At 66.5% G+C, this 21,340-nt stretch carries 22 protein-coding genes and 1 tRNA gene; 9 read left to right on the top strand and 14 right to left on the bottom strand.

All coding sequences use genetic code 11. From position 1 onward, the window contains the following. Nucleotides 1-56 precede the first annotated feature (56 nt). Genes ACMT1E_RS05700 through ACMT1E_RS05690 form a run of 3 tightly spaced genes read right to left on the bottom strand, consistent with a single transcriptional unit; the run spans nt 57 to nt 1,692 of the window. A complete protein-coding gene (locus ACMT1E_RS05700; protein ID WP_414902709.1) occupies nt 57-686 on the bottom strand; it encodes a sigma-70 family RNA polymerase sigma factor in 630 nt (209 codons plus the stop codon). Between the two features lie 10 nt (nt 687-696). Then, on the bottom strand, nt 697-891 hold the full coding sequence (locus tag ACMT1E_RS05695) for a hypothetical protein (RefSeq protein ID WP_414902708.1): 195 nt from the start codon (nt 889-891) through the stop codon (nt 697-699). 6 nt (nt 892-897) lie between these two features. Then, nucleotides 898-1,692 (bottom strand): response regulator, encoded by a 795-nt coding sequence (locus ACMT1E_RS05690; RefSeq protein ID WP_414903291.1) that lies wholly within the window; start codon nt 1,690-1,692, stop codon nt 898-900. Between the two features lie 209 nt (nt 1,693-1,901). Here ACMT1E_RS05690 and ACMT1E_RS05685 point away from each other — a divergent pair, with 209 nt between their 5' ends. From ACMT1E_RS05685 to ACMT1E_RS05675, 3 genes are all read left to right on the top strand, one after another. Further along, complete coding sequence (locus tag ACMT1E_RS05685; RefSeq protein ID WP_414902707.1) at nt 1,902-2,108, top strand: NepR family anti-sigma factor; 207 nt, start codon at nt 1,902-1,904, stop codon at nt 2,106-2,108. A 12-nt stretch (nt 2,109-2,120) separates the two neighbouring features. After that, entirely contained in the window at nt 2,121-3,698 is a 1,578-nt protein-coding gene (locus tag ACMT1E_RS05680) for a sensor histidine kinase (protein ID WP_414902706.1), read from the top strand. A 248-nt stretch (nt 3,699-3,946) separates the two neighbouring features. Continuing rightward, the gene (locus ACMT1E_RS05675) at nt 3,947-4,078 is read left to right on the top strand and encodes an entericidin EcnA/B family protein (protein ID WP_136161689.1); all 132 of its coding nucleotides are present in this window, start codon (nt 3,947-3,949) and stop codon (nt 4,076-4,078) included. 20 nt (nt 4,079-4,098) lie between these two features. On the opposite strand, the gene ACMT1E_RS05670 is transcribed toward ACMT1E_RS05675, so the two are convergent. After that, nucleotides 4,099-4,620, bottom strand: coding sequence for a DUF6456 domain-containing protein (locus ACMT1E_RS05670; RefSeq protein ID WP_414902705.1), 522 nt, complete (start codon nt 4,618-4,620; stop codon nt 4,099-4,101). Nucleotides 4,621-4,724: 104 nt separating this feature from the next. On the opposite strand from ACMT1E_RS05670, the gene ACMT1E_RS05665 reads away from it, so the two are divergent. Continuing rightward, entirely contained in the window at nt 4,725-5,288 is a 564-nt protein-coding gene (locus ACMT1E_RS05665) for a helix-turn-helix domain-containing protein (protein ID WP_414902704.1), read from the top strand. A gap of 49 nt (nt 5,289-5,337) precedes the next feature. On the opposite strand, the gene ACMT1E_RS05660 is transcribed toward ACMT1E_RS05665, so the two are convergent. Next, nucleotides 5,338-8,082: a TonB-dependent receptor plug domain-containing protein gene (locus ACMT1E_RS05660; protein WP_414902703.1), complete on the bottom strand. Its 2,745-nt coding sequence runs from the start codon at nt 8,080-8,082 to the stop codon at nt 5,338-5,340. A 194-nt stretch (nt 8,083-8,276) separates the two neighbouring features. Between ACMT1E_RS05660 and ACMT1E_RS05655 the strand changes: the two genes are divergently transcribed. Together ACMT1E_RS05655 and ACMT1E_RS05650 are read left to right on the top strand one after the other, a co-directional pair. After that, nucleotides 8,277-10,208 (top strand): isoaspartyl peptidase/L-asparaginase, encoded by a 1,932-nt coding sequence (locus ACMT1E_RS05655; protein WP_414902702.1) that lies wholly within the window; start codon nt 8,277-8,279, stop codon nt 10,206-10,208. After that, on the top strand, nt 10,205-10,654 hold the full coding sequence (locus tag ACMT1E_RS05650) for an Lrp/AsnC family transcriptional regulator (RefSeq protein WP_414902701.1): 450 nt from the start codon (nt 10,205-10,207) through the stop codon (nt 10,652-10,654). The genes ACMT1E_RS05655 and ACMT1E_RS05650 overlap by 4 nt, the downstream gene beginning before the upstream one ends. Before the next feature lie 31 nt (nt 10,655-10,685). Here the strand turns inward: ACMT1E_RS05650 and ACMT1E_RS05645 are convergent, their stop codons facing one another. The 5 genes from ACMT1E_RS05645 to ACMT1E_RS05625 all read right to left on the bottom strand — a co-directional run bounded on the left by ACMT1E_RS05645 (nt 10,686) and on the right by ACMT1E_RS05625 (nt 16,141). Beyond that, nucleotides 10,686-11,081, bottom strand: a complete 396-nt coding sequence (locus tag ACMT1E_RS05645; RefSeq protein WP_414902700.1) for a nuclear transport factor 2 family protein — start codon at nt 11,079-11,081, stop codon at nt 10,686-10,688. Further along, nucleotides 11,081-11,692, bottom strand: a complete 612-nt coding sequence (gene wrbA, locus ACMT1E_RS05640) for an NAD(P)H:quinone oxidoreductase (protein ID WP_414902699.1) — start codon at nt 11,690-11,692, stop codon at nt 11,081-11,083. The genes ACMT1E_RS05645 and wrbA overlap by 1 nt, the downstream gene beginning before the upstream one ends. A gap of 17 nt (nt 11,693-11,709) precedes the next feature. After that, on the bottom strand, nt 11,710-13,908 hold the full coding sequence (locus tag ACMT1E_RS05635) for a TonB-dependent receptor (RefSeq protein WP_414902698.1): 2,199 nt from the start codon (nt 13,906-13,908) through the stop codon (nt 11,710-11,712). Between the two features lie 213 nt (nt 13,909-14,121). Then, the gene (locus ACMT1E_RS05630) at nt 14,122-14,931 is read right to left on the bottom strand and encodes an IclR family transcriptional regulator C-terminal domain-containing protein (RefSeq protein ID WP_414902697.1); all 810 of its coding nucleotides are present in this window, start codon (nt 14,929-14,931) and stop codon (nt 14,122-14,124) included. A 61-nt stretch (nt 14,932-14,992) separates the two neighbouring features. Beyond that, nucleotides 14,993-16,141 (bottom strand): CaiB/BaiF CoA transferase family protein, encoded by a 1,149-nt coding sequence (locus ACMT1E_RS05625; protein WP_414902696.1) that lies wholly within the window; start codon nt 16,139-16,141, stop codon nt 14,993-14,995. 206 nt (nt 16,142-16,347) lie between these two features. On the opposite strand from ACMT1E_RS05625, the gene ACMT1E_RS05620 reads away from it, so the two are divergent. From ACMT1E_RS05620 to ACMT1E_RS05610, 3 genes are all read left to right on the top strand, one after another. Continuing rightward, complete coding sequence (locus ACMT1E_RS05620) at nt 16,348-17,148, top strand: citryl-CoA lyase (RefSeq protein WP_414902695.1); 801 nt, start codon at nt 16,348-16,350, stop codon at nt 17,146-17,148. A gap of 117 nt (nt 17,149-17,265) precedes the next feature. Then, on the top strand, nt 17,266-17,808 hold the full coding sequence (locus ACMT1E_RS05615) for a VOC family protein (RefSeq protein WP_414902694.1): 543 nt from the start codon (nt 17,266-17,268) through the stop codon (nt 17,806-17,808). 10 nt (nt 17,809-17,818) lie between these two features. Continuing rightward, nucleotides 17,819-18,655 (top strand): alpha/beta fold hydrolase, encoded by an 837-nt coding sequence (locus tag ACMT1E_RS05610; protein WP_414902693.1) that lies wholly within the window; start codon nt 17,819-17,821, stop codon nt 18,653-18,655. A 21-nt stretch (nt 18,656-18,676) separates the two neighbouring features. On the opposite strand, the gene ACMT1E_RS05605 is transcribed toward ACMT1E_RS05610, so the two are convergent. The 4 genes from ACMT1E_RS05605 to ACMT1E_RS05590 all read right to left on the bottom strand — a co-directional run bounded on the left by ACMT1E_RS05605 (nt 18,677) and on the right by ACMT1E_RS05590 (nt 21,323). Beyond that, nucleotides 18,677-19,807, bottom strand: coding sequence for a cobalamin-independent methionine synthase II family protein (locus tag ACMT1E_RS05605; protein WP_414902692.1), 1,131 nt, complete (start codon nt 19,805-19,807; stop codon nt 18,677-18,679). Between the two features lie 150 nt (nt 19,808-19,957). Continuing rightward, a tRNA-Val gene (locus tag ACMT1E_RS05600) sits at nt 19,958-20,033 on the bottom strand. Nucleotides 20,034-20,106: 73 nt separating this feature from the next. Then, the gene (locus ACMT1E_RS05595) at nt 20,107-21,045 is read right to left on the bottom strand and encodes a hypothetical protein (RefSeq protein ID WP_414902691.1); all 939 of its coding nucleotides are present in this window, start codon (nt 21,043-21,045) and stop codon (nt 20,107-20,109) included. 98 nt (nt 21,046-21,143) lie between these two features. Then, on the bottom strand, nt 21,144-21,323 hold the full coding sequence (locus tag ACMT1E_RS05590; RefSeq protein WP_414902690.1) for a hypothetical protein: 180 nt from the start codon (nt 21,321-21,323) through the stop codon (nt 21,144-21,146). Between the last annotated feature and the right edge of the window lie 17 nt (nt 21,324-21,340).

The raw sequence follows: 21,340 nt of genomic DNA, 5'->3' as shown, positions 1-21,340 counted from the left end.
CCAAGAGGCAATGGCGCCTTGGCCCGCAACCCTCTTTTCGGCGCCCGAAAGGCCGATCAGCGCTGTCCGCTCAACGCGTCGACTTCCGCCATGATCGTGTCGAGCGCGCTGCGCCCCCCGTTCGACGGCCCTTCCCGCCGCGATGGCAGGGCGCCGCCGTTCATAAGCCCTTCCAGTGCCACCCTGCCCCGCGCCACCCGGCTCTTGATCGTGCCGACGGCAACACCGCAGATTTCCGCCGCCTCTTCATAGGCAAAGCCGCCGGCGCCGACGAGGATCAGCGCCTCGCGCTGCGGCTGCGGCAGGTGGAGCAGCGCGCGCTGCATGTCGGCCAGTTCAACCTGCTTGTCCTGCCCGGCCGGCGCGGCGAGAATGCGGTCGGCGACCAGATCGTCCCATTCGCCGCGAAAGCGGGCGCGCCGCATCTGCGACAGATACAGGTTGCGCAGGATGATGAAGGTCCAGGCACGCATATTGGTGCCGGCCTGAAAGCGCTTGCGCGCCGCCCACGCCTTCATCAGGGTTTCCTGAACAAGATCGTCAGCGGTATCGCGGTTACCCGATAAGGAGCGCCCGAACGCGCGCAGATGCGGAATCACCAGCGACAGCTCCGCCTTGAAATCCGCGTCCGACAGGCTCTGGTGCGGCGGCGCTGCTGCCTCGACGCTATCCGATGTGACTGTCATGCAAGTCCGATCAATTGACCAGCGCGGCGACGATCATCGCCAGCACCGCCAGGGCCAGTGAAATCAATAGAATATACCGCACGACATGCGGTGTGATCCCGGCGCGCGCTTCGGTCTTGCTGCGATGTATCTCCTCGTCTCGCATGGCTCCACGCGCTCCCTTCCATTCCGGCAGCAAAACGCTTCCCCATGCGGCGAGTTCCAATCGTTTCTATGCCGGAACGGTTTCCGCGTCGAAGAACAGCGCCTGGGCGATCGCCGCCTTCACCGTCGCCCGCTGGAACGGCTTGGTGATCAGGAAGGTCGGTTCCGGCCGCTCCCCGGTCAGCAACCGTTCGGGGAACGCGGTGATGAAGATAACCGGCACGTTGAAACGCGCCAGAATGTCCTTGACCGCGTCGATGCCGGAACTGTCGTCGGCTAACTGGATATCGGCGAGCACCAGCCCCGGCCGGTCGGCCAGCGCCTGTGCCACCGCTTCGTCGCGGGTCACGGCGATGCCGGTAACGTCGTGGCCCAGATCGCGAACGATCGTCTCCAGATCCATCGCGATGATCGGCTCATCCTCGATGATCAGCACCCGCGAGCGCGTCTGCCGGGCAATCTCGGCCAACGCGTCGGCCACCAGTTCATCGATCTCGGCCGGGGTCGAATCGATCAGATAGGCGGCGTCCTCGGCGGTAAAACCCTCCATCGCGGTCAGCAGCAGCGCCTGGCGCGACAGTGGCGTGATTCGTCCAAGACGGGCACTGGCAATGCCTTCGCGCCCCGCCGGGTGGGCGCTGCCGTCGTCGGATTCAGGGTTGGCGGAACTCCAGATCGCCTGAAATGTTCGATAGAGACCAAGCCGGGGATCGACATCGAGCGGAAACTGTTCCGGCGCCTCGATAATCGCCTCCAGCGCGGCTTTTACATAGGAATCCCCGTGGGACTGGCTACCGGTCAGCGCCCGCGCATAGCGGCGGAGGAAAGGCAGATGGGGCGCCAGTTTCTGGCCAAGCGACATGGGTTCCTGCACTCCTTCTTCTTGCTGGCTCATCACGCAGCCAGGGGAAAAGAGGCACGCCCCGCCCCCCGGGCTTGAGTTGAATGTCCGCTTTTCGCATGGAAAGCGCAATTGACGTGGAACAAACCAGCGGTGATTTGGTTTCACCGCAGTTACAGATAGTGTGCTCGACGGCCCCGGGTAGCCGCCGGGACGGATGAGAGAAGGCCATGCTGGAAACGGCGCACATGAATGGGGGGTCTGCCTTGGTTTCCGATACCGCCAACCGGACACCGGGCGCAAAGGGCAAGCGCCGCAGGCGGGATGTCGAAAATGCCAATGGCAGCATCGGCCGCGCCCTGCGGACGGTGTACCAGCAGACCGTGGACGAACGCGTGCCCGACGACATGCTTGAACTTCTGCGGAAACTGGACTGACGGCTGACGGAGGTGAGCGGCCCGGCGCCCGCGCCCCCCGACGGCATTCTCGACCGGCTCGGCCGGCTGTCCACCGCCGCTAAGATGCTGGGCCTGCTCAGCATCGCGCTGCTGCCGCTCGGCCTGATCATCCTGCTCGCCTCGCTACAGACCAGCCGCACCGCCGACCTTGAACGCCGCGCCGTCCTGCGTGTCGCGCTGAGCGAAAGCACCCGGCGTGTCGCCTCCGAAATCGCCTTCGATATAGAGGCATTGCGCGCCGCCACCGCCGCGCTCGATGCCGGCAGCTCCGCCGACAGCGCCTGCGCGCGCACCCGGGCGATCATCCACACCGCCGCCGGCGATCTGGCCGGCTTCGTGCTTGTCGACCCCGCCGGCAATCCGATCTGCGGCACACCGGGGGTGGCGCCGCCGGCGCGCGGAACCGGCCCGCTCGGCCCGCCGGCAACGCTGACTCTCGACGGCAATGTGCTACGCATTAGCCTAAGCGGCGCGATCGGCGGTCATGCCGGCGCGGTGGCGCTGACCACGACGCAGCTCGCCCGCCTCGCCCGCCCGCTCGATTTCCAGCTGCCCTACCGGCTTGAGATATCGGATAGTCGCCATGTCGCCGTTCTCGCCGACATCGCCCACCTGCCGCCGCTCGCCCGGACGGAGGAGGTAACGAACCGCATCCGCGACACCAATCTGTCCCTGACCATGCAGGTCCGCGCGATTCCGCTCACCCCGCCGCAATTGCTGACGATGCTGGTGCCGTTGCTGATGTGGGCGGCGGCGTCGCTGATCGGCTGGCTGGTGGTCGACCGGCTGGTGCTGCGGCCGCTGGCGGAACTGCGCGCCGCGATCGAATCCTACCAGCCGGGCGAACCGTTTGGCGAAGGGCGAAAGCTCGTCACCCCGGCCCGGGAAATCCGCGCCCTTGGCGACACGTTCAGGACGATCACCGAATCACTCGCCGCCCACGAAACCGAACTGGCGCTCGGCCTGCGCGAACAGACCCGGCTGACTCGCGAGGTTCACCACCGGGTCAAGAACAACCTCCAGATCATCGCCAGCCTGATCAACCTGCACGCCCGCGGCGCCAAGTCGGCGGAAACCGTTGCCGCCTATGCGTCTATCCAGCGCCGGGTCGACGCCCTCGCCGTCGTCCACCGCAACCATTACGCCGAACTGGAAAACAGCCGCGGCGTCGCTCTGCGGCCGCTGGTCGGCGAAATCGCCGCCAGCCTGCGGGCAACAGCGCCAACCGGCGCGGGCGCGGAATTGAGCGTCGAGGCGGCGGCCGATCATGTCACCCAGGACGTCGCTGTCGCGCTCGCCTTCCTTATCACCGAACTGGTCGAACTGGCGATGCTGACCGATCCGGCCGCCGCGATCCGCATCACCGTCACCCCGGCCGACACGCCGGCGCAGAGCCGGCTGACCGTGACCTCAACCGCGCTCACCGACAGCCGCCGTCTGCGCGATCGGCTCGACGAACGCTACGGCCGGGTGCTGGAGGGGCTGGCCCGGCAACTGCGCGCGCCGCTCCACGTCGACCCGCTGAATTTCAGCTATTCCATTGTTTTCGCGCGGGTCTCTGGCGGCTAACCCAACGACTCCGAAAAATACGAAATTAGCGGGAACCGGCCTCTGGATCGGGCGTTCTAAGCCACGGATAGTGACCTTTTGCCCCCCGCTCTCGCTATCCAAGGAACGGACCCGGAGTCGTCGCCATCCCCCCCGGCGGCGGTTCCGGGTCCAATTCGTTTATTTCAGCATCGGAACGAAATACGCGGCCGCGCATTGTCTCCTGCACGTCTCCCCTGCCGGGGAGCCATAGGACAAGGAGACAGGATATGACCCGCAAGATCATCGCCGTGGCGCTGGTTGCCGCCGCATTCGCCGTGTCGGCGTGCAATACGGTTTCGGGCGCCGGTGACGACCTGAAATCGGCCAGTCAGGAAACCAAGGACGCGATCAACAAATAAGCCCACGCGCCACCACCGGATCAGCGCGGGCGGCCCCCCGCCCCGCCGATCCGGTAGAAATCCGCCAGCCGGTCCAGCGCCAAACCCAGCACCAGCTTTCCGGCCCGCGCCGGCCATCCCAGCGCCCGTTCCGCCGGCGCCAGTCCTTCACCGCCACACACCACCCGCCAGACGATATCGGAAAGGCCGGGGCCGACCGCCGCTATCGCCGCGTCGAACCGGCGCCGTGCATCAAGAGCGGCTAGCGATGGATCGGCTGCGCCCCGCCCTCGACCGCCCCGCCCGGCACCGTCCCAGCGCATCGTCACTCTGGGTGCCATCCCGGCACGTTCCCAGTCCGCGCGCAGCTGTTCTCCGGCATCGAACTGGCGGGCGCTCAGCCGCCCCCGCGCTCGCAACCAGACCAGCGGCGATTCCGCCAGGTTCACCGTCACCGTCCGCGCCACCGTCGCCACCGGCCGGTCCTCCGCCGCACCGTCGGCGCGAACCGCGCGTTCCGCCAGCAACCGTGCCCCTACCCGCCTGATGTCACGCCCCGCCATTCCGCCCTCCACCAATTTCCTCACCGGACTCCTTGCCATGTCGGCAATTATGTAGGACAGAGAAGAACCAATATGGTTCAAATGCCGACTAACGAGGATTGTCGATGATCACCGCCATCCGCGAAATCCGCCGCTCCCGCGGCCTGACCCTCGCCGACGTCGCCGCTCGCTGCCAGCCACCGACGACGGCGCAAACGATCGGGCGGTTGGAAACCGGCACCCGCACCGTTTCCGTCGCCTGGCTGAACCGGATCGCCGACGCGCTTGGCGTCACCGCCGCCGATCTTGTTCAACTGCCGGAACGGCCGGACCTGCCCGTCGCCGCGATCCTCGCCGCCGATGGCGCCCATGCGCCGCGGCACGCCGCCACGGTGGCACCGCCACTGCCCGGCCCCGGCCTGGTCGCGCTGCTGGTGGAAACCGGCGTCGGCGATTATCGCGCGGGGGACGAAATCTGGTGCGACCGTCTGGCACCGGCCGCCTTCGCCACCGCGCTCAATTGCGACGTACTGGTGCCGCGCCCGGCCGGGCGTTTCCTGTTCGGCCGGCTGATCGGCCGCGACGGCGAGCGGCTGCACCTGCTGCCGCCCGGCGCCGGCGCCCGCCAGCAGGTTGTTGCCGCCCCGCCCTGGCTCGCCCGCGCCACCCGCCTCGTCCGCCCGCTTTAGAGTTTGCCGTATTAGGCAGCGGACCGGCACCGACCCCCGCTCCATGCCTTTACAGCGCCTCACCACCGATCTTGTAGGTCAGTTGCAGGAACATGCTGCGGCCGATGCTGTCGAACCAGCTGGCGTTGTAATACGGGTAGGCCGACCAGGTCGGGTCCTTGACCGGCATCTTGTCCAGCAGATTCCGTACCGTCAGCGAGCCGCGCAGATAGTCGGTGAAATCATATTGCAGCGTCGCGTTCAGCAGATAGCTCGACTTGATATAGGCGTCTTCGTAGTAATTCGGCAGCTTGCCGAGCCGGGTGCCCGACAGGGTGAATTTCACCGCATCCGCCGCCCAGGTCAGGCTGGCGTTCGATTTGTCGCGGGGAATGTAATAGCTGCTGTCATAGGCCAGCTTGTTGATCGGCGTGTCGCCCGGATACCGCTGGAAACTGTGGCTGAACACATGGCTATGGCCGACGGACAGGGTGAAATCGCCGATCCCGGTCGGCAACGTTCCGCGCAGCGCCACGTCGATACCGCTGGTTTTCTCCCGCGCGACGTTGATCGGGTTGATCAGGATCGATTCGACCTGTCCGTCAAGCGGCCCGCCGGAAAAACGCCGGATGCGGGCGAACGCATCCTGGCAACTGGGTGAACCGGGGTCGAGCACCGGCGCGCCGCCGGGGGTGGCGGGCAGGCAGTTCGCCTCGACCCGCATCAGGTTCTCGACATCCAGGTCATTGACCTGATTGGTCAGGGTGACGCGGAAATAATCGACCGACAGGTGCAGGCGCGGCGTCGGTGAAAACACCATGCCGGCGGTAAGCGTGCGGCCGGTTTCCGGCTTCAACGCACGGTTGCCCGAACGGCTGGCGACAATGCCGGTATCGGCATAATCGCATACGTCGATTGGCTGGCCGACCTCGCGGCACAAACGATAGTCGGTGATGGTGGATTCGACATTGCCCGGCCCGGTGAACAGGTAATGCAGGTCCGGCGCGCGGAATGCGGTGCCATAGGCAGCGCGGAACAGCAGGCTCTTGGTCGGCCGCACCTCGATGCCGCCGTTATAGGTGAACTTGCCGACATTGCGGCCGGCAAAGCCGAAACGGTCGTAGCGCGCCGCACCGGTCAGCGTCACGCCGTCGATCACCGGCGCGCGAACCTCGCCGCCGATCGCCGCATGGCTGCGCTTGCCGACGCCGTCGCTGTCCTGCCAGCTATAGTAATAGTCGGTCAGCGCCAGCGGGTCGGGGCGCAGGTTGTACCCCTGCTTGCCATATTCGGCGACCAGCGCGACGCCCAGCGCGCCGCCCGGCAACTGGAACAGCTCGCCGTTGGTCAACGTCGCCTGCAGGTTGTTGGTCCAGCTATACGGTCGGTAGGTGGTGTAGGCGAAAATGCTGTCATATTCGGCGCGGGTCAGCGCCGTGTACAGCCGGTCCGGGTCGGCATTGTACATCGGGTAGCCGGTGCCGGCATCGATACCCAGGCGCGGCCCCAAAAACAGGTCCTGCGCCTTTTTGCCGACGATCTGCGGCCAGCGCACCGTCGACGAATAGCGGCTGTAGTTGAACGACAGCTCGTAGTTCCAGCTCTTACCGAAATCGCCGCGGATGCCGGGGGTGATGCTGTAGGTCGTCTGTTTGGTGTGTTGCATCTGCAACCCGCCGGTTTCCTCCGGCGTGAACTTGCGCGACCAGTCCTCAAGCTGCCCGGTGAACGTATTGAAGAAATAATTGTCGGAACTGCTCGACGATTGCTCGAACGCCCAGCTTGTCACGTCGTACATCAGCCGCAGCTTGCTGATCCCTAACTGAAAATCGGTGAACAGCTTGGCATTGTCCGACAGCTCGTAAGACATCGTGCCGAAACTGTTGAACCCCTTGCGGGCGGAAACGATCGTGCCGTAGCCGATCGACGTCTTGCTGCCGCAGTAATAGCCATAGCGCGGCCGGAATGCGGTGATGATCGATCCGTAATCCAGCCCGGCCAGCGCATCGCAGGCCCCCGCCGGCGGGTCGATATAGTCGACATTGTCGTCGATGCGCAGGAAGGTACGGCGCGGGATCGCGGTCGACGCGACCGGGCTGTCGTCGGTGCTGTCCTGAACGCTGCGGCTATACGCCCAGAGCGGCCGCTGATCGATATACTCGATGCCGCCGGCAATGCTGAACCGGTCGCTGGCCCAGCCCGCCGTCGCGGTGATCCGGTGTGACGCGCCACCGCCATGCTGGGTCCGGCCATAGCGATAATCGAGGGTGATGCCGTCCAGTTTCTCCTTCATCTTGAAATTGATCACGCCGGCAATCGCGTCCGACCCGTAAATGGCGGAAGCGGCGCCGCTCAGTATCTCGACCCGGTCGATCAGGCTGACCGGAATATTGGAAATGTCGGTGAAGTTGCTGCGCCCGACATAGGGCAGCGGGAAATCGGCAATGCGCCGGCCGTTGACCAGCACCAGCGTATGATTGGGGCCAAGGCCGCGCAGGTCGACCTGCTGCGCGCCGGGGGTGAAATCGGCGCTGCTGCCCGACTGCGGGCTCATCGTCTCGCCGCTATTCTGGGTCATCGACGCCAGCAGTTCGGGAACGCTGGTGTAGCCGTTGGCACGAATCGCGTTCGAATCGATCACGGTAACCGCCGAAGGCCCCTCATCCCTGATCGTCGGGATGCGCGATCCGGTGACGATGATCTCGTCCGGCGCGGCGGCGGCGGGCGTCTCGTTCGCCTGGCCAAATGCCGGCGCGGCCAATGCCGGCAGGCAGCACCCGATGATACGAAACGCGCGGCGTTCAACAGCATTCATGGCGATGCCCCCTTGTCGCAAAGGGCGGGTTGACCCCTGCCCTTCCTCTCCTGACCATGGCACGCTCTCAGAAATCGTCGGACATTTCAATCATTATGACATAATCAACGACCATATTGTTTTTTTGTGCGTTCATTATGTAACATACGTGTTCCAATATGCCCCGACCAAGCGGGCGCGAGGGGGAGAAGATCATGCTGCGACCCACGCTGTTCCAGGCGATTGCACTGCTCACGGCAGGAATAATGCTGGCGGTTTCGCCGGCGGCGGCACGAGAGGCTGCCTATCGCCGGCATGTGATCGGCACGCTGTCCTCCCCCACCCCCGCCGCGGTATCGGGCGGGCTGTTGCTGATGGGTGGCGGCGATCGCAATCTCGACGCGATGCGCTGGTTCACGGCCAAGGCCGGGCATGGCCACATCGTCATCCTGCGCGCGTCGCAGGGGCCGGAAATCGGCGAAGAATTCTACCGCGATGTCGGCGGCATCCAGTCGGCGGAAACCTTCGTTTTCGCCAGCCGCGCCGCCGCCACTGATCCGAAGCTGCTCGCCAGCCTGCGCAAGGCGGACGGCATCTTCATCGCCGGCGGCGACCAGGCCCGCTACGTCCGCTACTGGCGCGGCACACCGGTGGCCGAGATCCTCGACGCTCATGTCGCCGCCGGCAAGCCGCTGGCCGGGACCAGCGCCGGGCTGGCGATCCTCGGTGAGCGGCTCTACGGCGCGATGGACGACGGCAGCATCACCAGCCCGGAGGCGCTGGCCGCTCCGTTCGGCCCGGCCAACACGATCGAGGGCGATTTCCTGCATATCGCGCTGCTGAAGGGCATCGTCACCGACACCCATTTCAAGGAACGCGACCGGCTCGGCCGGCTGTTCGCCTTCGTCGCCAAGGCGCAGGAATCGCTTCCCGCCGACCAGCCGGCGATGCTCGGCCTCGGCGTCGATGAAAGCGCGGCGCTGGCGGTCGAACCGGACGGCACCGGCCGCATCTATGCGACGGAACCGGGCGGCGGCGCCTGGCTGGTCGACGGCGCCGCCCTGCGCGGGCTGGACCGGCGCGGCCCGCTCGACGCGCCGCGTATCCGCGTGACCGGCATCGACACGAATTCCCTCATCCATCTGCCCGCCGGCACCATCGACCGGCCCAGCTTCGTGCGCCACTATGCCGTGCGCGCCGGCGCGGTGTCGGAGGTGCCGCGCTGGTCGCTCGCCATCCACGGCGGCGCCGGCGTCATTGAACGGGGCACGCTCACCCCGGACAAGGAGCGCGCCTATCGCGCCGCGCTCGATCAGGCGCTGCGGGCCGGCGGCGCCGTGCTCGACCGCGGCGGCCCCGCGCTCGACGCGGTCGCGGCGGCGGTCCGGGTGCTGGAAGATAATCCGCTGTTCAATGCCGGGCGCGGCGCGGTGTTCACCGCCGAAGGCCGCAATGAACTGGATGCCGCGATCATGGACGGCAAGACGTTGAAAGCCGGTGCCGTTGCCGGCATCACCCGCACCCGCCACCCGATCGACCTCGCTCGCGCGGTGATGGACCACAGCCCGCACGTCATGCTGATCGGCGCCGGCGCCGACCGCTTCTCTGTCGAACAAAAGCTGGAGCAGGTTGATCCAGACTGGTTCCGCACGGAACAGCGCTGGCAGCAGCTGGAGGCCTGGCGCCGCAACCAGCAGGCGGCGATCGATCCGACCCACCTGTTCGGCACCGTCGGGGCGGTCGCGCTGGATGCCGACGGCAATCTCGCCGCCGCCACCTCCACCGGCGGCATGACCGGCAAGCGTTGGGGCCGGGTCGGCGATTCGCCGATCATCGGCGCCGGCACCTATGCGAAGAACGGCCAGTGCGCGGTCTCCGCCACCGGCTCCGGCGAATATTTCATCCGCGAGAGCGCCGCGCGCCAGCTATGCGACCGGGTCGCCTGGCACGGCGAAAGCCTGGCCGACGCGGCGCGGGCGACAATCATGGCGGTCGGCGCGATCGGCGGCGACGGCGGGCTGATCGCGATGGGACCGGACGGGCAACCCGCTTTCGCAATCAACGATCTGGGCATGTATCGCGGCCGGATGACCGCCGTGTCCGCCCCCGCCACCGCGATCTTTGCCGATGAAAGGATCGGTGAATGATGGCAATGCCCCGCCCCGTGCTCGACGATATCGACGAGCGGCTGCTCGCCCGGCTGCGCGAGGACGCGCGCCAGGCGATCGCTCAGTTGGCGAAGGATCTCGGCATCTCGCGCGGGCAGCTCTATTCGCGCCTGTCGCGGCTCGAATCGGAAGGGGTGATCGCCGGCTATACCGTCCGGCTCGGTTCCGCCTTCGTCGCCAGCCGCCTGCGCGCGCACATGATGATCAAGACCCGCCCGCGCTTCCACCGCGAGGTCGAACAGGCGCTGGCGGACATCACCCTGATCCAGGCGATCCACGCGATCAGCGGCGAATATGACATCATCGCCGTGCTGGAAACGGAAGACGGCACCCAGATGAACGAACTGATCGACCAGATCGGCCTGCTCGACGGCGTCGAGCGCACCACCACATCGATCATCCTGGCGACCAAGCTGGAACGCTAGGCGACGTTCCGTTTCATCGGCATCGGCGCCGTCAGGCCGCCGACGGCACCACCTGTATGTGCCACCACTCCTCCAGCCGATCGACACGGCCGTCAGCGGCAAAACGGCAACGGAACATGCCGTCCAGGTCGATCGCTTCGCCGCCCGGAACGCCCTTGAACGCGGCGTGCCAGTGGCACAGGCCGGTGTCGCCCGTGCAGGTCACGCCGTCATAGGTGAAGACGACGCCCGCCTGCCCGGCCGTCACCTTTTCCCAATAGGCGCGAACCCCCGCCTGCCCTTCCAGCGGCGGGTCGTAGGGCGTTTCGTGATAGCGGGCGTCCGGCGTGAACAGCGCGGCGGCGGCCTCCGGGTCGCGCCCTTCCCATGCCGCCTTGTAGCCGTCGAGCCAGGCGGCAAACGCCGCTTCGGTCACTGCATGGGTCATCAGTTCTGCCCTCCCTTTTTCATCCGCGCGGCAATCTCGGCGACATGCCGCCCCTGAAAACGCGCGCCGTCCAGTTCATTGCCGCTCGGCTGGCGGCTGCCGTCCGGGCCGGCGATGGTGCTGGCGCCATACGGTGTGCCGCCACTGATCTCGGTCATGATCGTGTTGCCGGCAAAGCTGTACGGCAGGCCGACGATGATCATGCCGTGGTGCAGCAGGGTGGTGTGGATCGACGTAATTGTCATCTCCTGCCCGCCATGCTGGCTGGCGGTGGAGGTGAAGGCACTGCCGACCTTGCCGACCAGCGCGCCCTTCGCCCACAGCGGACCGGTCTGGTCGAGGAAGTTGCGCATCTGCGCGGCCATGTTCCCGAACCGGGTCGGCGACCCGACGATGATCGCGTCGTAATCGCCCAGTTCCTGCGGGTCGGCGATCGGCGCGGCCTGATCCAGCAACACGCCGGCGCTGCGCGCCACCGCTTCCGGCATCAGTTCAGGCACCCGCTTCACCGCCACCTCGGCACCGGCCGCGGCGGCACCTTCCGCCACCGCCTGCGCCATCGTCTCGACATGGCCGTAGCTTGAATAATACAGAACCAGAATCCGCGGCATTGCCTGCTCCCGAACGATCAGAACCTGAAACCAAGCTCGGCGCCGTAACGGCGCGGCCGGGCCTTGAACACGAACCCGCCGGGCGAGAACTCGGCGTTATATGTCTCATTGAACAGATTGCTGGCGAAACCGGCGACGGTGAAGCCGCCGAAATCGACGCTCACCCGCGCATCGACCAGGTCGACCGGCTTGCGAACCGTCGAATTCTCGACATCCCACCAGGTCTTGCCGGTCCGGCGGTAATCGACCCGCGCGGTCAGCGTCACATCGTCGCTCACCGCGGTACGGTACTGCGCGCCGGTGTTGAAGGTGTAGCGCGAGATCAGCGGCGCCTCGTTGCCGATTGCCGCCGGATCGGGGAAGGCCCTGATATCGCTGGCGGTATAGCCAAAGCCGACGTTCAGGTCGAAACCGGGCGCCGGCCGCGCGGTCGCCTCCAGCTCAAAACCCTTGATCCGGGTGCGTGGGACGTTGCCCAGATTCTGGGTCGAGTTGGCGGCGAGGAAGACGAAGAAATACGAGTTCTTGGATTCCGTCGTATAGGCATTGGCGCTCAGCGTCAGTCGCCGGTCGAGCAACTGGGCGCGCGTGCCGATCTCGAAGGTGTCGGCCGTCTCCGCCTGGAAAATATCCTCGACGCCGACGATGCCGTTTGTCGCCGCGACGCCGCCGACCCCGGTCTGGTTGAAACCGCCGCTGCGGAAACCCCGGCTGTAACCGCCATAAACGGTCAGCATGTTGGTCGGCTTCCAGGTCAGCGTCAACTTCGGCTGCCAGTCGTCAAACGTCGCCTTGCGGATTTCGCCGGTGGTGCCGTCGGGTAGGCCGGGGCCGTTCATGAACTGCGCCGGCGTCAGCGTCGTGTTGCGGCGGCGGTCGCGGTCATAGCGGATGCCGAAATCGGCGCGGAACTGGTCCGAAAAATCATAGGACAGGTTGGCGAACACCGCCCAGGCGAAATTATCCTGCTTGTCCGACAGGAAACTGAACTGCGGGTTCAGTGGGTTTGTGCTCGGCTCGCGATAGACGGGAAAAGCGTCGTTGCCGGTATCGATCATGTTGCCGGTCGAAATGAACCGGTTGGTATCGATGAAATAGGCGCCGACAATATAGCCGAACCTGTTCTCCGCCGGAGAGGTGAAGCGGATCTCCTGGCTGAACGCCTTGACGTTCAGATACTGGCTCTGGTTCAGGTCGAAGCCGAATATCTGGTAGAACAACGACTCCTGGATCGGCAGGAAGTCGAAAGCGTCGCCGGTCAGTATCTCCTTCAGCGTGTCGTAGGAGGTGACGGAACTGATCACCCCGGCGCCGGTGTCATAGGTCAGGCGCAGCGACAGGTTGTTGATGTCGCGGTCGTTCTGCCCGCGGTTGTTGACCCTGACCGGCAGGCTGGTGTCGTTCACGTCCGACACGATGTTGAAATACAGCGCCTGAGTCCGCAGCCGGCTGATCGATCCGCGCAGGTCGGCGGTGAATTCCGGCGTCGGGTTCCACAGCAGCGTGCCGCGCAGGCCCAGGTCCTTCACCGGGTCCGCGTCTTCGTTCAGATAGGCGTTCCGGATGAAACCGTTGGTGTCATACCACGACCCGGCAAGGCGGAAGCGCACGGTGTCGGACAGCGGCCCGCTGACTCCGCCGCGCAACCAGTAGCCGAAACCGTTGTCGATGCCGGCGCGCGCCTGCCCCTCGAACGTGTCGGTCGGCTGTTTGGTGCGGATGACGATCGCGCCGCCAATGGCATTACGGCCGTAAATCGCGCCCTGCGGCCCCTTCAGCACCTCGATCTGCTCGATGTCGAACAGTTCCTGGTTGAACTGGGCCGGGTTGACCTGCTGCACCCCGTCGACGACGACCGCGACCGACGGCTCGGAATTGCGCGCCTGGGTGATGCCCCTGATGATGATGAAGGCGTTGCCGGCGTTCTGGGTCTCGACCAGGTTGACGTTCGACGTCAGGTTGATGAAGTCGCTCGGCCGCTCGATGCCCGCCGCCGCGATCGTCTCCGACGTATAGGCGGCAATCGCCGCCGGCACATCCTGCAAGGATTCGGAACGGCGCAGCGCGGTAACGACGATGTCTCCGTCACCGGTGGAAGCCGCCGCATCGCCACCGGCGGAAGCCGCCGACTGCGCTTCGGCCCCGCTCGCGGCGATACCGGCAATTCCCATTACGCCCGCCAGCAGCAGGACACGCGCAGACCGAAGCTTCCTCATCCCCATTCCCCGCTTTTGTTGGCTCGGATCGGCACCCGGCACCGGTCGTTTTGCCGGCCGGCGGGCACCTCTCCGATCATCGATCGGGGTACGAATTTCGATTATCGAAGTCAAGTTCGCATTGCGAAATTCACATAAAGCGGCGCGACTGTTGCGCGCCGGAAACAATATCCGGCGCGGCAGCGCGGTTTTCTTACGGTCAGAAAAGGGGCGTTACGGCCGCAGCGCGTGCGACAGGAACGGCCAGCGCTGCAACGCGCTCTCCATCTCGACGGCGGCGCGCTGGAGCAGCGGCAGCCGACTGGAGACGAGTTCGTCACGCGCGATCCGGGTGGTCGATGTCGAACAGTTGATCGCGGCGGCGATTTGCCGGTCCTTGTCGAACACCGGCACCGCCACGGACACGACGCCGTAATCCAGCTCGTCCTGGGCGGAGGCATAGCCGTCGACCCGCGTCGCGTGCAGGCTTTCGCGCAGCACCGCCTTGTCGGTCACCGTATGTTCGGTGAACCGGTTCAGCACCACCGAGTCCAGATAGGCGTCGATCGCCGCGTCGCCCTGATAAGCGAGCAGCACCTTGCCCAGCGAGGTGGCATAGGCGGGAAAACGGGTGCCGACGCTGGCGCCGATGCGAATGCGGCGGTTGGTGGAAACATGGGCGATGTACAAAATGTCCTCGCCTGACAGCACCGCCATCGACGAACTGTCGCCGGTCTCGTCGCGCAGCGCCTGCAGGTGCGGCCCGGCCACCCCCTCGACGTTCATCGACGCGAGGAAGGCGGAGCCGAACACCAGCACCTCCGGGCGCAGCAGAAAGCGCCGACCGTGTTGCGCGACATAGCCGAGCTGGACCAGCGTGTTCAGGCATCGCCGCGCCACCGCCGGGTTCAGCCCGGTCGCCGTCGCCACCTCGCTCAGTTGCATTTCCGGCCGGCTCTGGTTGAACGCGCGCAGCACCGACAGGCCGCGCGCCAGCGTCGAGAGATATTCCGGGTCCTGTCGCACCTTCGGCGTCTCAGCCATCCTGCCGCCCCTTCGTCGTTCCGGCGGCTATAGACAGGCGCGGCCCCGCGCGCCAGCCGCGCTATTTGCCGGGCGGCGTCCAGGCCGGGCGGCCCAGCACCGCCGGGTTGTCCGCGCCCAGCACCGGCGGCGGCACCACCGTGTCCGCCCGCTCGCCGTCGAAACTGACCGGCGAACGGATTGTGCGGAACAGCCCGGTCTCGGGGTGGCTGGCCGATACCTCCAACGCCAGCGCCCGCGCCTGCTCGGTCTCCAGCACCTCGTCCGACGCATAGACCGGCGACGACGGCACTTCCTTTTCCAGCAGCAGCCGGCGCCAGCTTTCCCGGTCGCGGGTGCGAAAGATCGGCGCGAGAAAGGCGACGACACCCTCGTAATTGGCGATGCGCGCATTGCGGTCGGCGAATGCCGGCAACGCCAGCATGTCCGGTCGCCCGACAGCCTCGGCCAGCGCCTCCCAGAATTTGGCGGGGGACGACATGTGCAGCGCGATCCAGCCGCCGTCGGCGCACTGGAAGACGTAGGATTGCGATACGTTCGGCCGGCTGTACGGCCCCATCACTTCGCCGGCGGAGAAATAATGGGTGAAATCGTCAAGGTTGAAATGGCACATCGCCTCCAGCATCGACACCTCGACCACCCGGCCCCGCCCGGTCGTCGCGCGCTCGTGCAGCGCCCCCAATATGCCGTAGGCGGCGTAGAATCCGGTGACGGAATCGGCGATCGCCGGGCCGACGACACGGGGCTGGGCCGGATTGAGCAGCAAACGCAGGAAACCGCTCGCCGCCTGCGCCACCGTGTCGAACGCCGGGCGCTTGCGGTCAGGCCCGGTCGCGCCGAACCCGGAAATCGCGCAATAGATCAGCCGTGGGTTGATCGCCTGCAGCCGCGCCGCGTCGACGCCCAGCCGGGCGGCAACGCCGGGCCGGAAATTCTGGATGAACACGTCCGCATCGGCGACCAGAGCGTCGAGCGCGGCCAGGTCCTCCGGCGCCTTGGTGTTCAGCGTGATGCTTTTCTTGTTGCGGTTGTAGGTCTGGAAATGCGGGCTGTAGAACCCGCCCTTGAACGCGCGAAACGGGTCACCGCCGTCGCTGTTCTCCACCTTGACGACGTCGGCGCCCAGGTCGGCGAGCAGCATCCCGGCGGCCGGGCCGGTGATGAACGTACCCATTTCCAGGACACGGACATCGCCTAGAACCTTCGCCATCAACCACCCTCCCAAACGAATCGCCCCGGTCACGGGCAGCGCCGCACGACCGGACCGCCTGCATATAAGAAAATTCGTATAGCGAAAACAACTTCGAAATGCGAAAGGTTGTGAGTCGGCATGTCCGCCGATAGCCTCGCCACCCCGCCCGGCCGGCCGTTTCCGCCGCCGGGCACGGCCAGCGGGGCCGGGCACAGACCAGTGAGATGGCGATGAGAATAGGCAAGCAGGACCAACCGTACAGCGCGATTTCCACCTCGACCCCGGCTGCGATCACCGTGCGCGGCAAGGATTTGTGCGGAGAGGTGATCGGCCAGACCGACTTCACCAGCTATTTCTGGCTGCTCGTCACCGGCGTGGAGCCGAATGCCGACCAGCTGTTCTTCGCCAACGCCGTGCTCACCGCCCTTGCCGAACATGGCCTGGTGCCCAGCGTCGTCGCCGCGCGGATGACCTACGCCGCTGCGCCGGAGGCCTTTCAGGGCGCGGTCGCCGCCGGGCTGCTCGGCTGCGGCTCGGTCGTCCTCGGCAGCGCGGAGGTGGCCGGCGCCTTCCTCGCCGACATCGTCGCGAACGACCGGACGCCGGAAGATGCGGTGCGCGCCCTGCGCGCGGCGGGCAAGGCGGTGCCCGGTTTCGGCCACCCGCTCCACAACGAGGGCGATCCGCGCGCCAACCTGCTGCTGCGGCTGGCGGCGGAACGCGGCACGGAGGGGCCGCACATCGCCGCCCTGCGCGCGGTGAAGGCCGCCCTCCCCGCCACCATCGGCCGCGACCTGCCGATCAACGTCAACGGCGCGATCCCGGCGGTGATGCTCGACGTCGGCTTCCCGTTGCGGGCGCTGAAGGGCATCGCCCTGCTCGCCCGCACCGCCAGCCTGATCGGCCATCTGCAGGAGGAAAGCGAACGGCCGATCGGATTCATCCTGTCCGGGCACGCGGCGGCGGCGATCGCCTATGACGGTCCCGGCGCGGACGGCGCCAGTTCCGATCCCGAAACCCATTGATTTTCGATATGCGAACTTTACTTCGCAAAACGAATTGATGGCTTTCGTCGCCTGTGCTAGCCTTCCAGCGGGGCCGGGCGCGCGCGACGCTCAACCCGTTGAGGAGAGGAACCGACCATGACGAGATTGCCGTCGCGGCTGCACCACACCGCCTATGTCAGCAAGGATCTGGAAGCGACCCGCAAGTTCTACGAAGAGGTGATCGGCCTGCCACTGATCGCAACGTGGAGCGAGAAGGACGTGCTGTTCGGCGCGGAACGGGTCTATTGCCATTGCTTCTTCGGCCTTGCCGATGGTGGTGCCCTTGCCTTCTTCCAATTCGCCACGCCGGAAGATCAGGCGCTGTTCGATCCCGATCTCGCCCCCTCCCCCTTCCGCCACATCGCACTCAGTGTCGACGCCGAAACGCAGGCGGAGATCGAACAGCGGATCAAGGCCGCCGGCTACCGGGAACCGGACACCTATGTCCTCGAACATGGCTATTGCCGCTCGGTCTACATCACCGATCCGAACGGCATGATCCTCGAATTCACCCTCGACGCGCCGAACGCGGATGAAATCAACGCGAAGCGCCGCGCCGTCGCGCATGAGGAATTGCGCCGCTGGCTATCGGGGGATCACGAAACCAACAATCATTTCCGCCACGAAGAGCACGCCTGATCGCCCGGCCATGGCCAGCCTGCCCGCAGCCGGTGCGACGATGGTCCACGACATCCCGGTCGCGGACGGCACCGTCCGTATAGAGGTCGCCGGCGAAGGCCTGCCGCTGGTCCTGCTCCACGGCTGGTCGCTCGATCGCGGCGTCTGGCACGCCCAACTCGGCGCGCTGGCCGCCCGCTTTCAGGTCATCGCCGTCGACCGGCGCGGCTTCGGCGCCTCGACCGCCCCACCCGGCCTTGCCGATGAAGATGGCGACCTGTTCGCCATCCTCGACCGGCTGGGGCTGGCGCGCGCGGTCATTGTCGGCATGTCGCAGGGCGGGCGGGTCGCGCTGCATTTCGCCATGGCCCATCCCGACCGGGTGATCGGCGTCGTCCTGCAAGGCGCGCCGCTCGACGGCTTCCTGCCCGGCCCGCGCGGCGACGACCGGATACCGATCGCCAGCTATGCCGCGCTGGTCCGCAGCGGGCGGATCGACCGGATGAAGGCGCTGTGGCGCAAACATCCGCTGATGCGGGTCGACGATCCCGCCGCCCGCCGCACCGTCGATAGGCTGCTCGCCGCCTATCAGGCGCGGGACCTTGCCGCCGCCGCGCCGCCACCGCTGACGCCGCTCGCCGGTGAGCTCGACGCCATCTACGCACCGGCGCTGGTGCTGACCGGGGAACAGGACACGCCCTGGCGCCGTCTGGTCGCCGATGCACTCGCCTACGGCCTGCCCAACGCCCGCCGCATGACCATCGCCGCCGCCGGCCATCTGTGCAACCTGACCCATGCTGACGCGTACAACGCGGCGCTCGCCAGCTTCGTCGACCGCATCCGCTCTCCGCTCGTCACCCCGGCCTGACCGCCAGCGGAAGGCTGCCCGCTATCCCCAGTAGCGTTTGCTTGCCCGCCGCGCGCCTTCGGCCAGCGCGCCAAGCTTGGCCCACACCACTTCCGGGTCCAGCCCGCCGCTGCCGACATGGATCGAAAAACCGCAGTCGACGCCACCAATCACCCGTTCGCGGCCGACCAGATCGGCGTATCGGCCGATCCGCTGGGCAACCAGATCGGGATGCTCGATATAGGGCGATTGCGGCTCGATCAGCCCCGGCGCCAATATCTTGTCCTCGGGCGGGCGAACGGTTTCGAACAGCGCGAACTCATGCGCGTGGCGCGGGTTTGCCGCCTCGAGCAGCACAGTGCGCGGCTTGGCGGTCCACACGATATCGACAATGTCGGCCAGCGGCACGTCGCAATGGTGCGGGCCGGGGTAATTGCCCCAGCACAGGTGCATCCGCAGCCGCTCCGCCGGAATGTTGGCGACGGCATGGTTCAGCGCCTCGATGTGCAGGGCGATCTTCTTGCGGAACCCGGCAACGTCGAGGTCGGCATATTGGACATGGCGGCCCATCGCCAGGTCGGGACAGTCGATCTGCAGGTCGATGCCGCTGGCGGCGATCGTCTCATATTCGTGCCTCAGCCCTTCGGCGATCGCGAACAGATAGGATTCATAGTCGGGGTAATGGGTGTTGCCGAAGAACAGCGCCGTCGTTCCCGGCGACACCGCGCTCATGAACAGCCGCCGGTCCGCCGCCGCCGCCTTCAGCCGCTCGGCATCGCGGCGCGGCGCCTCCATGTCCTTGACGGAGATCGGGCCGTTGCACGCCGGGGCGGTGCGCCGCGCCCGGCCGGTATCGGCGAACACCTTGGCCTTGGTCCCCGGAAACTCGTCGAGGTCGCGAAAGCTGTAGCTGCCGCTCTCTCCGCCAAAACCGTTCAGCCGATCCTTGATGTAGGTGGCATAGCTCGGCTTCGACATCTCGCCGTCGTTCATCACGTCGATACCGGCTTCCGCCTGCCGCGCGACCATCAGCGCCACCGCCTCGTCGACCGCCACCGCCAGCGCCTCCGGTTCGATCGCCTCGCCCGCCTGCTGCGCGAACATCATCGCCATCAGCGCCGCCGGGCGCGGCAGGCTGCCGGTATGCGTGGTCAAAAAGCGATCGGCCGCCATTCCGCCTCCCCAATATGCGCTGGATATCAGCCGAGCACGCTAGATATTCGCATATCGAAGTCAAGTTCGCTCTATGGCGATTGCGCGATCAATTGCCCACAAACGCGTGGACCTGCCCGCATAAGGAAAACGCATACAACTGGCCGGGGATGGTGGGCGCTGACGGGCTCGAACCGCCGACCCTCTCGGTGTAAACGAGATGCTCTACCAACTGAGCTAAGCGCCCCGCCTGACGGGAATGGCGGCCTTTATGGCGTTTGGCCGCGTTCGCCAAGCCCGAACGGTCATGGGTGGGTGGATCAGGCGAGAATCGCCCCCGCCTGCCGCGCGGCGGTGAAATAGTGCTGCATCGCCTCCGCCGCCCGGTCAGCCAGAGATATGAACACCCGCCGCCCGTCGCGCTGGTCCGGCCGGCGTTCGATCAGATCGGCATTGGCCAGCGCCTGAATCCAGCGCAGCGCCGTCGTCGGCGGCACCGCTGCGGCGATGCACAGGCTGGACACGGCGACCGGCCGTCCCTCCAGCCGCGCCGCCATCAGGTCGAGCAACATGTCCCACGCCGGGTCGGCGAACAGCGCCGCTGGCAGGTACTGGTCGCGCAATCGCCGTGCGCGGATCACCGCTCGGACCGTCGCGGCATCGACCGGGTCGCTCCGCGTCTCGGCGGCGAAGCGCCCGGCGCCGTCATGTACCGCCGGGCCCGGCCCCGGTTCGCCGGCGGACAGTTCGGCCAGCGCCTTGGCGATCCGCGCCACCTCCCGGCTCAGTTGCATCAGCCGCTGCGCCTCGGACTCCGAGCCGATATCCGCCAACATCGGCTGGCGGGGTTGAACGGCAAGTTGCAGCGCGGCCACCCGCTCGATCATCGTCGGCGCGCAGAGCAGGGCGATACGCCCACTGCCGATCGCCGCCGCGACAATGTCGATCAGCGACTCGGGAAAGCAGATCACCGCGTCAATCCCGCTATCGCGTGCTGTCCGGTCGATCAGCGCAAGCAACGCGTCCAGTTCCAGGCCGCCGTCGCTGTCCAGCTCGACGATCAGGGCGTCGGCGCCGCCGATCGCGATCAACCACGCATCCGCCGCCGCGCCCGGCTCCAGCAATTCGGAACGCAGCACTCGCGCGCCCAGCACATCGGCGGCCTGTGCCGCGACCGACAGCCCCGCTGGCGTATCCGCCAGCACCACCACCGCCCTGTCGGCCGCCGTCGTTCCGCCGTTGCGATACCAAAGTTCCATGGCCACCCCTGTTGCCCCGCGTTTGATCCATACTGGACCATGCCCGATCCTGGATCGGACTCCAGCGAATACTTGTCCATTCCGGACAAAAAATGCAATCAGGTCTGTGACATAGCGGAATTTTGGCGGTCGCGCGCCAGCCTTTCGGCCTCGCCAATTGCCGCATCTACCGCCGCCAGACAGGCGGCATGGTCGGCGCGTGTTCCGGGCGGCGCGCCGGTCCGCGCCAGCGCGGCTCTGGCCGCGCGTAACGCGGCGGCGATTTCGTCGATATCCAAGGGTCGGTCCTCCAGAA

Origin of the sequence: Sphingomonas flavalba, assembly GCF_047553045.1 — a bacterium.
Lineage (GTDB): Bacteria > Pseudomonadota > Alphaproteobacteria > Sphingomonadales > Sphingomonadaceae > Sphingomonas_L > Sphingomonas_L flavalba_A.
This window is presented reverse-complemented; position numbering and strand designations above follow the sequence as displayed.

Excerpts from the sequence above, each read along its gene's own strand:
- ACMT1E_RS05700 (WP_414902709.1), bottom strand. The coding sequence starts at position 686 with ATGACAGTCACATCGGATAGCGTCGAGGCAGCAGCGCCGCCGCACCAG.
- ACMT1E_RS05690 (WP_414903291.1), bottom strand. The coding sequence starts at position 1,692 with ATGTCGCTTGGCCAGAAACTGGCGCCCCATCTGCCTTTCCTCCGCCGC.
- ACMT1E_RS05685 (WP_414902707.1), top strand. The coding sequence starts at position 1,902 with ATGCTGGAAACGGCGCACATGAATGGGGGGTCTGCCTTGGTTTCCGAT.
- ACMT1E_RS05675 (WP_136161689.1), top strand. The coding sequence starts at position 3,947 with ATGACCCGCAAGATCATCGCCGTGGCGCTGGTTGCCGCCGCATTCGCC.
- ACMT1E_RS05670 (WP_414902705.1), bottom strand. The coding sequence starts at position 4,620 with ATGGCGGGGCGTGACATCAGGCGGGTAGGGGCACGGTTGCTGGCGGAA.
- ACMT1E_RS05665 (WP_414902704.1), top strand. The coding sequence starts at position 4,725 with ATGATCACCGCCATCCGCGAAATCCGCCGCTCCCGCGGCCTGACCCTC.
- ACMT1E_RS05660 (WP_414902703.1), bottom strand. The coding sequence starts at position 8,082 with ATGAATGCTGTTGAACGCCGCGCGTTTCGTATCATCGGGTGCTGCCTG.
- ACMT1E_RS05655 (WP_414902702.1), top strand. The coding sequence starts at position 8,277 with ATGCTGCGACCCACGCTGTTCCAGGCGATTGCACTGCTCACGGCAGGA.
- ACMT1E_RS05650 (WP_414902701.1), top strand. The coding sequence starts at position 10,205 with ATGATGGCAATGCCCCGCCCCGTGCTCGACGATATCGACGAGCGGCTG.
- ACMT1E_RS05645 (WP_414902700.1), bottom strand. The coding sequence starts at position 11,081 with ATGACCCATGCAGTGACCGAAGCGGCGTTTGCCGCCTGGCTCGACGGC.
- wrbA (WP_414902699.1), bottom strand. The coding sequence starts at position 11,692 with ATGCCGCGGATTCTGGTTCTGTATTATTCAAGCTACGGCCATGTCGAG.
- ACMT1E_RS05635 (WP_414902698.1), bottom strand. The coding sequence starts at position 13,908 with ATGAGGAAGCTTCGGTCTGCGCGTGTCCTGCTGCTGGCGGGCGTAATG.
- ACMT1E_RS05630 (WP_414902697.1), bottom strand. The coding sequence starts at position 14,931 with ATGGCTGAGACGCCGAAGGTGCGACAGGACCCGGAATATCTCTCGACG.
- ACMT1E_RS05625 (WP_414902696.1), bottom strand. The coding sequence starts at position 16,141 with ATGGCGAAGGTTCTAGGCGATGTCCGTGTCCTGGAAATGGGTACGTTC.
- ACMT1E_RS05620 (WP_414902695.1), top strand. The coding sequence starts at position 16,348 with ATGGCGATGAGAATAGGCAAGCAGGACCAACCGTACAGCGCGATTTCC.
- ACMT1E_RS05615 (WP_414902694.1), top strand. The coding sequence starts at position 17,266 with ATGACGAGATTGCCGTCGCGGCTGCACCACACCGCCTATGTCAGCAAG.
- ACMT1E_RS05610 (WP_414902693.1), top strand. The coding sequence starts at position 17,819 with ATGGCCAGCCTGCCCGCAGCCGGTGCGACGATGGTCCACGACATCCCG.
- ACMT1E_RS05605 (WP_414902692.1), bottom strand. The coding sequence starts at position 19,807 with ATGGCGGCCGATCGCTTTTTGACCACGCATACCGGCAGCCTGCCGCGC.
- ACMT1E_RS05595 (WP_414902691.1), bottom strand. The coding sequence starts at position 21,045 with ATGGAACTTTGGTATCGCAACGGCGGAACGACGGCGGCCGACAGGGCG.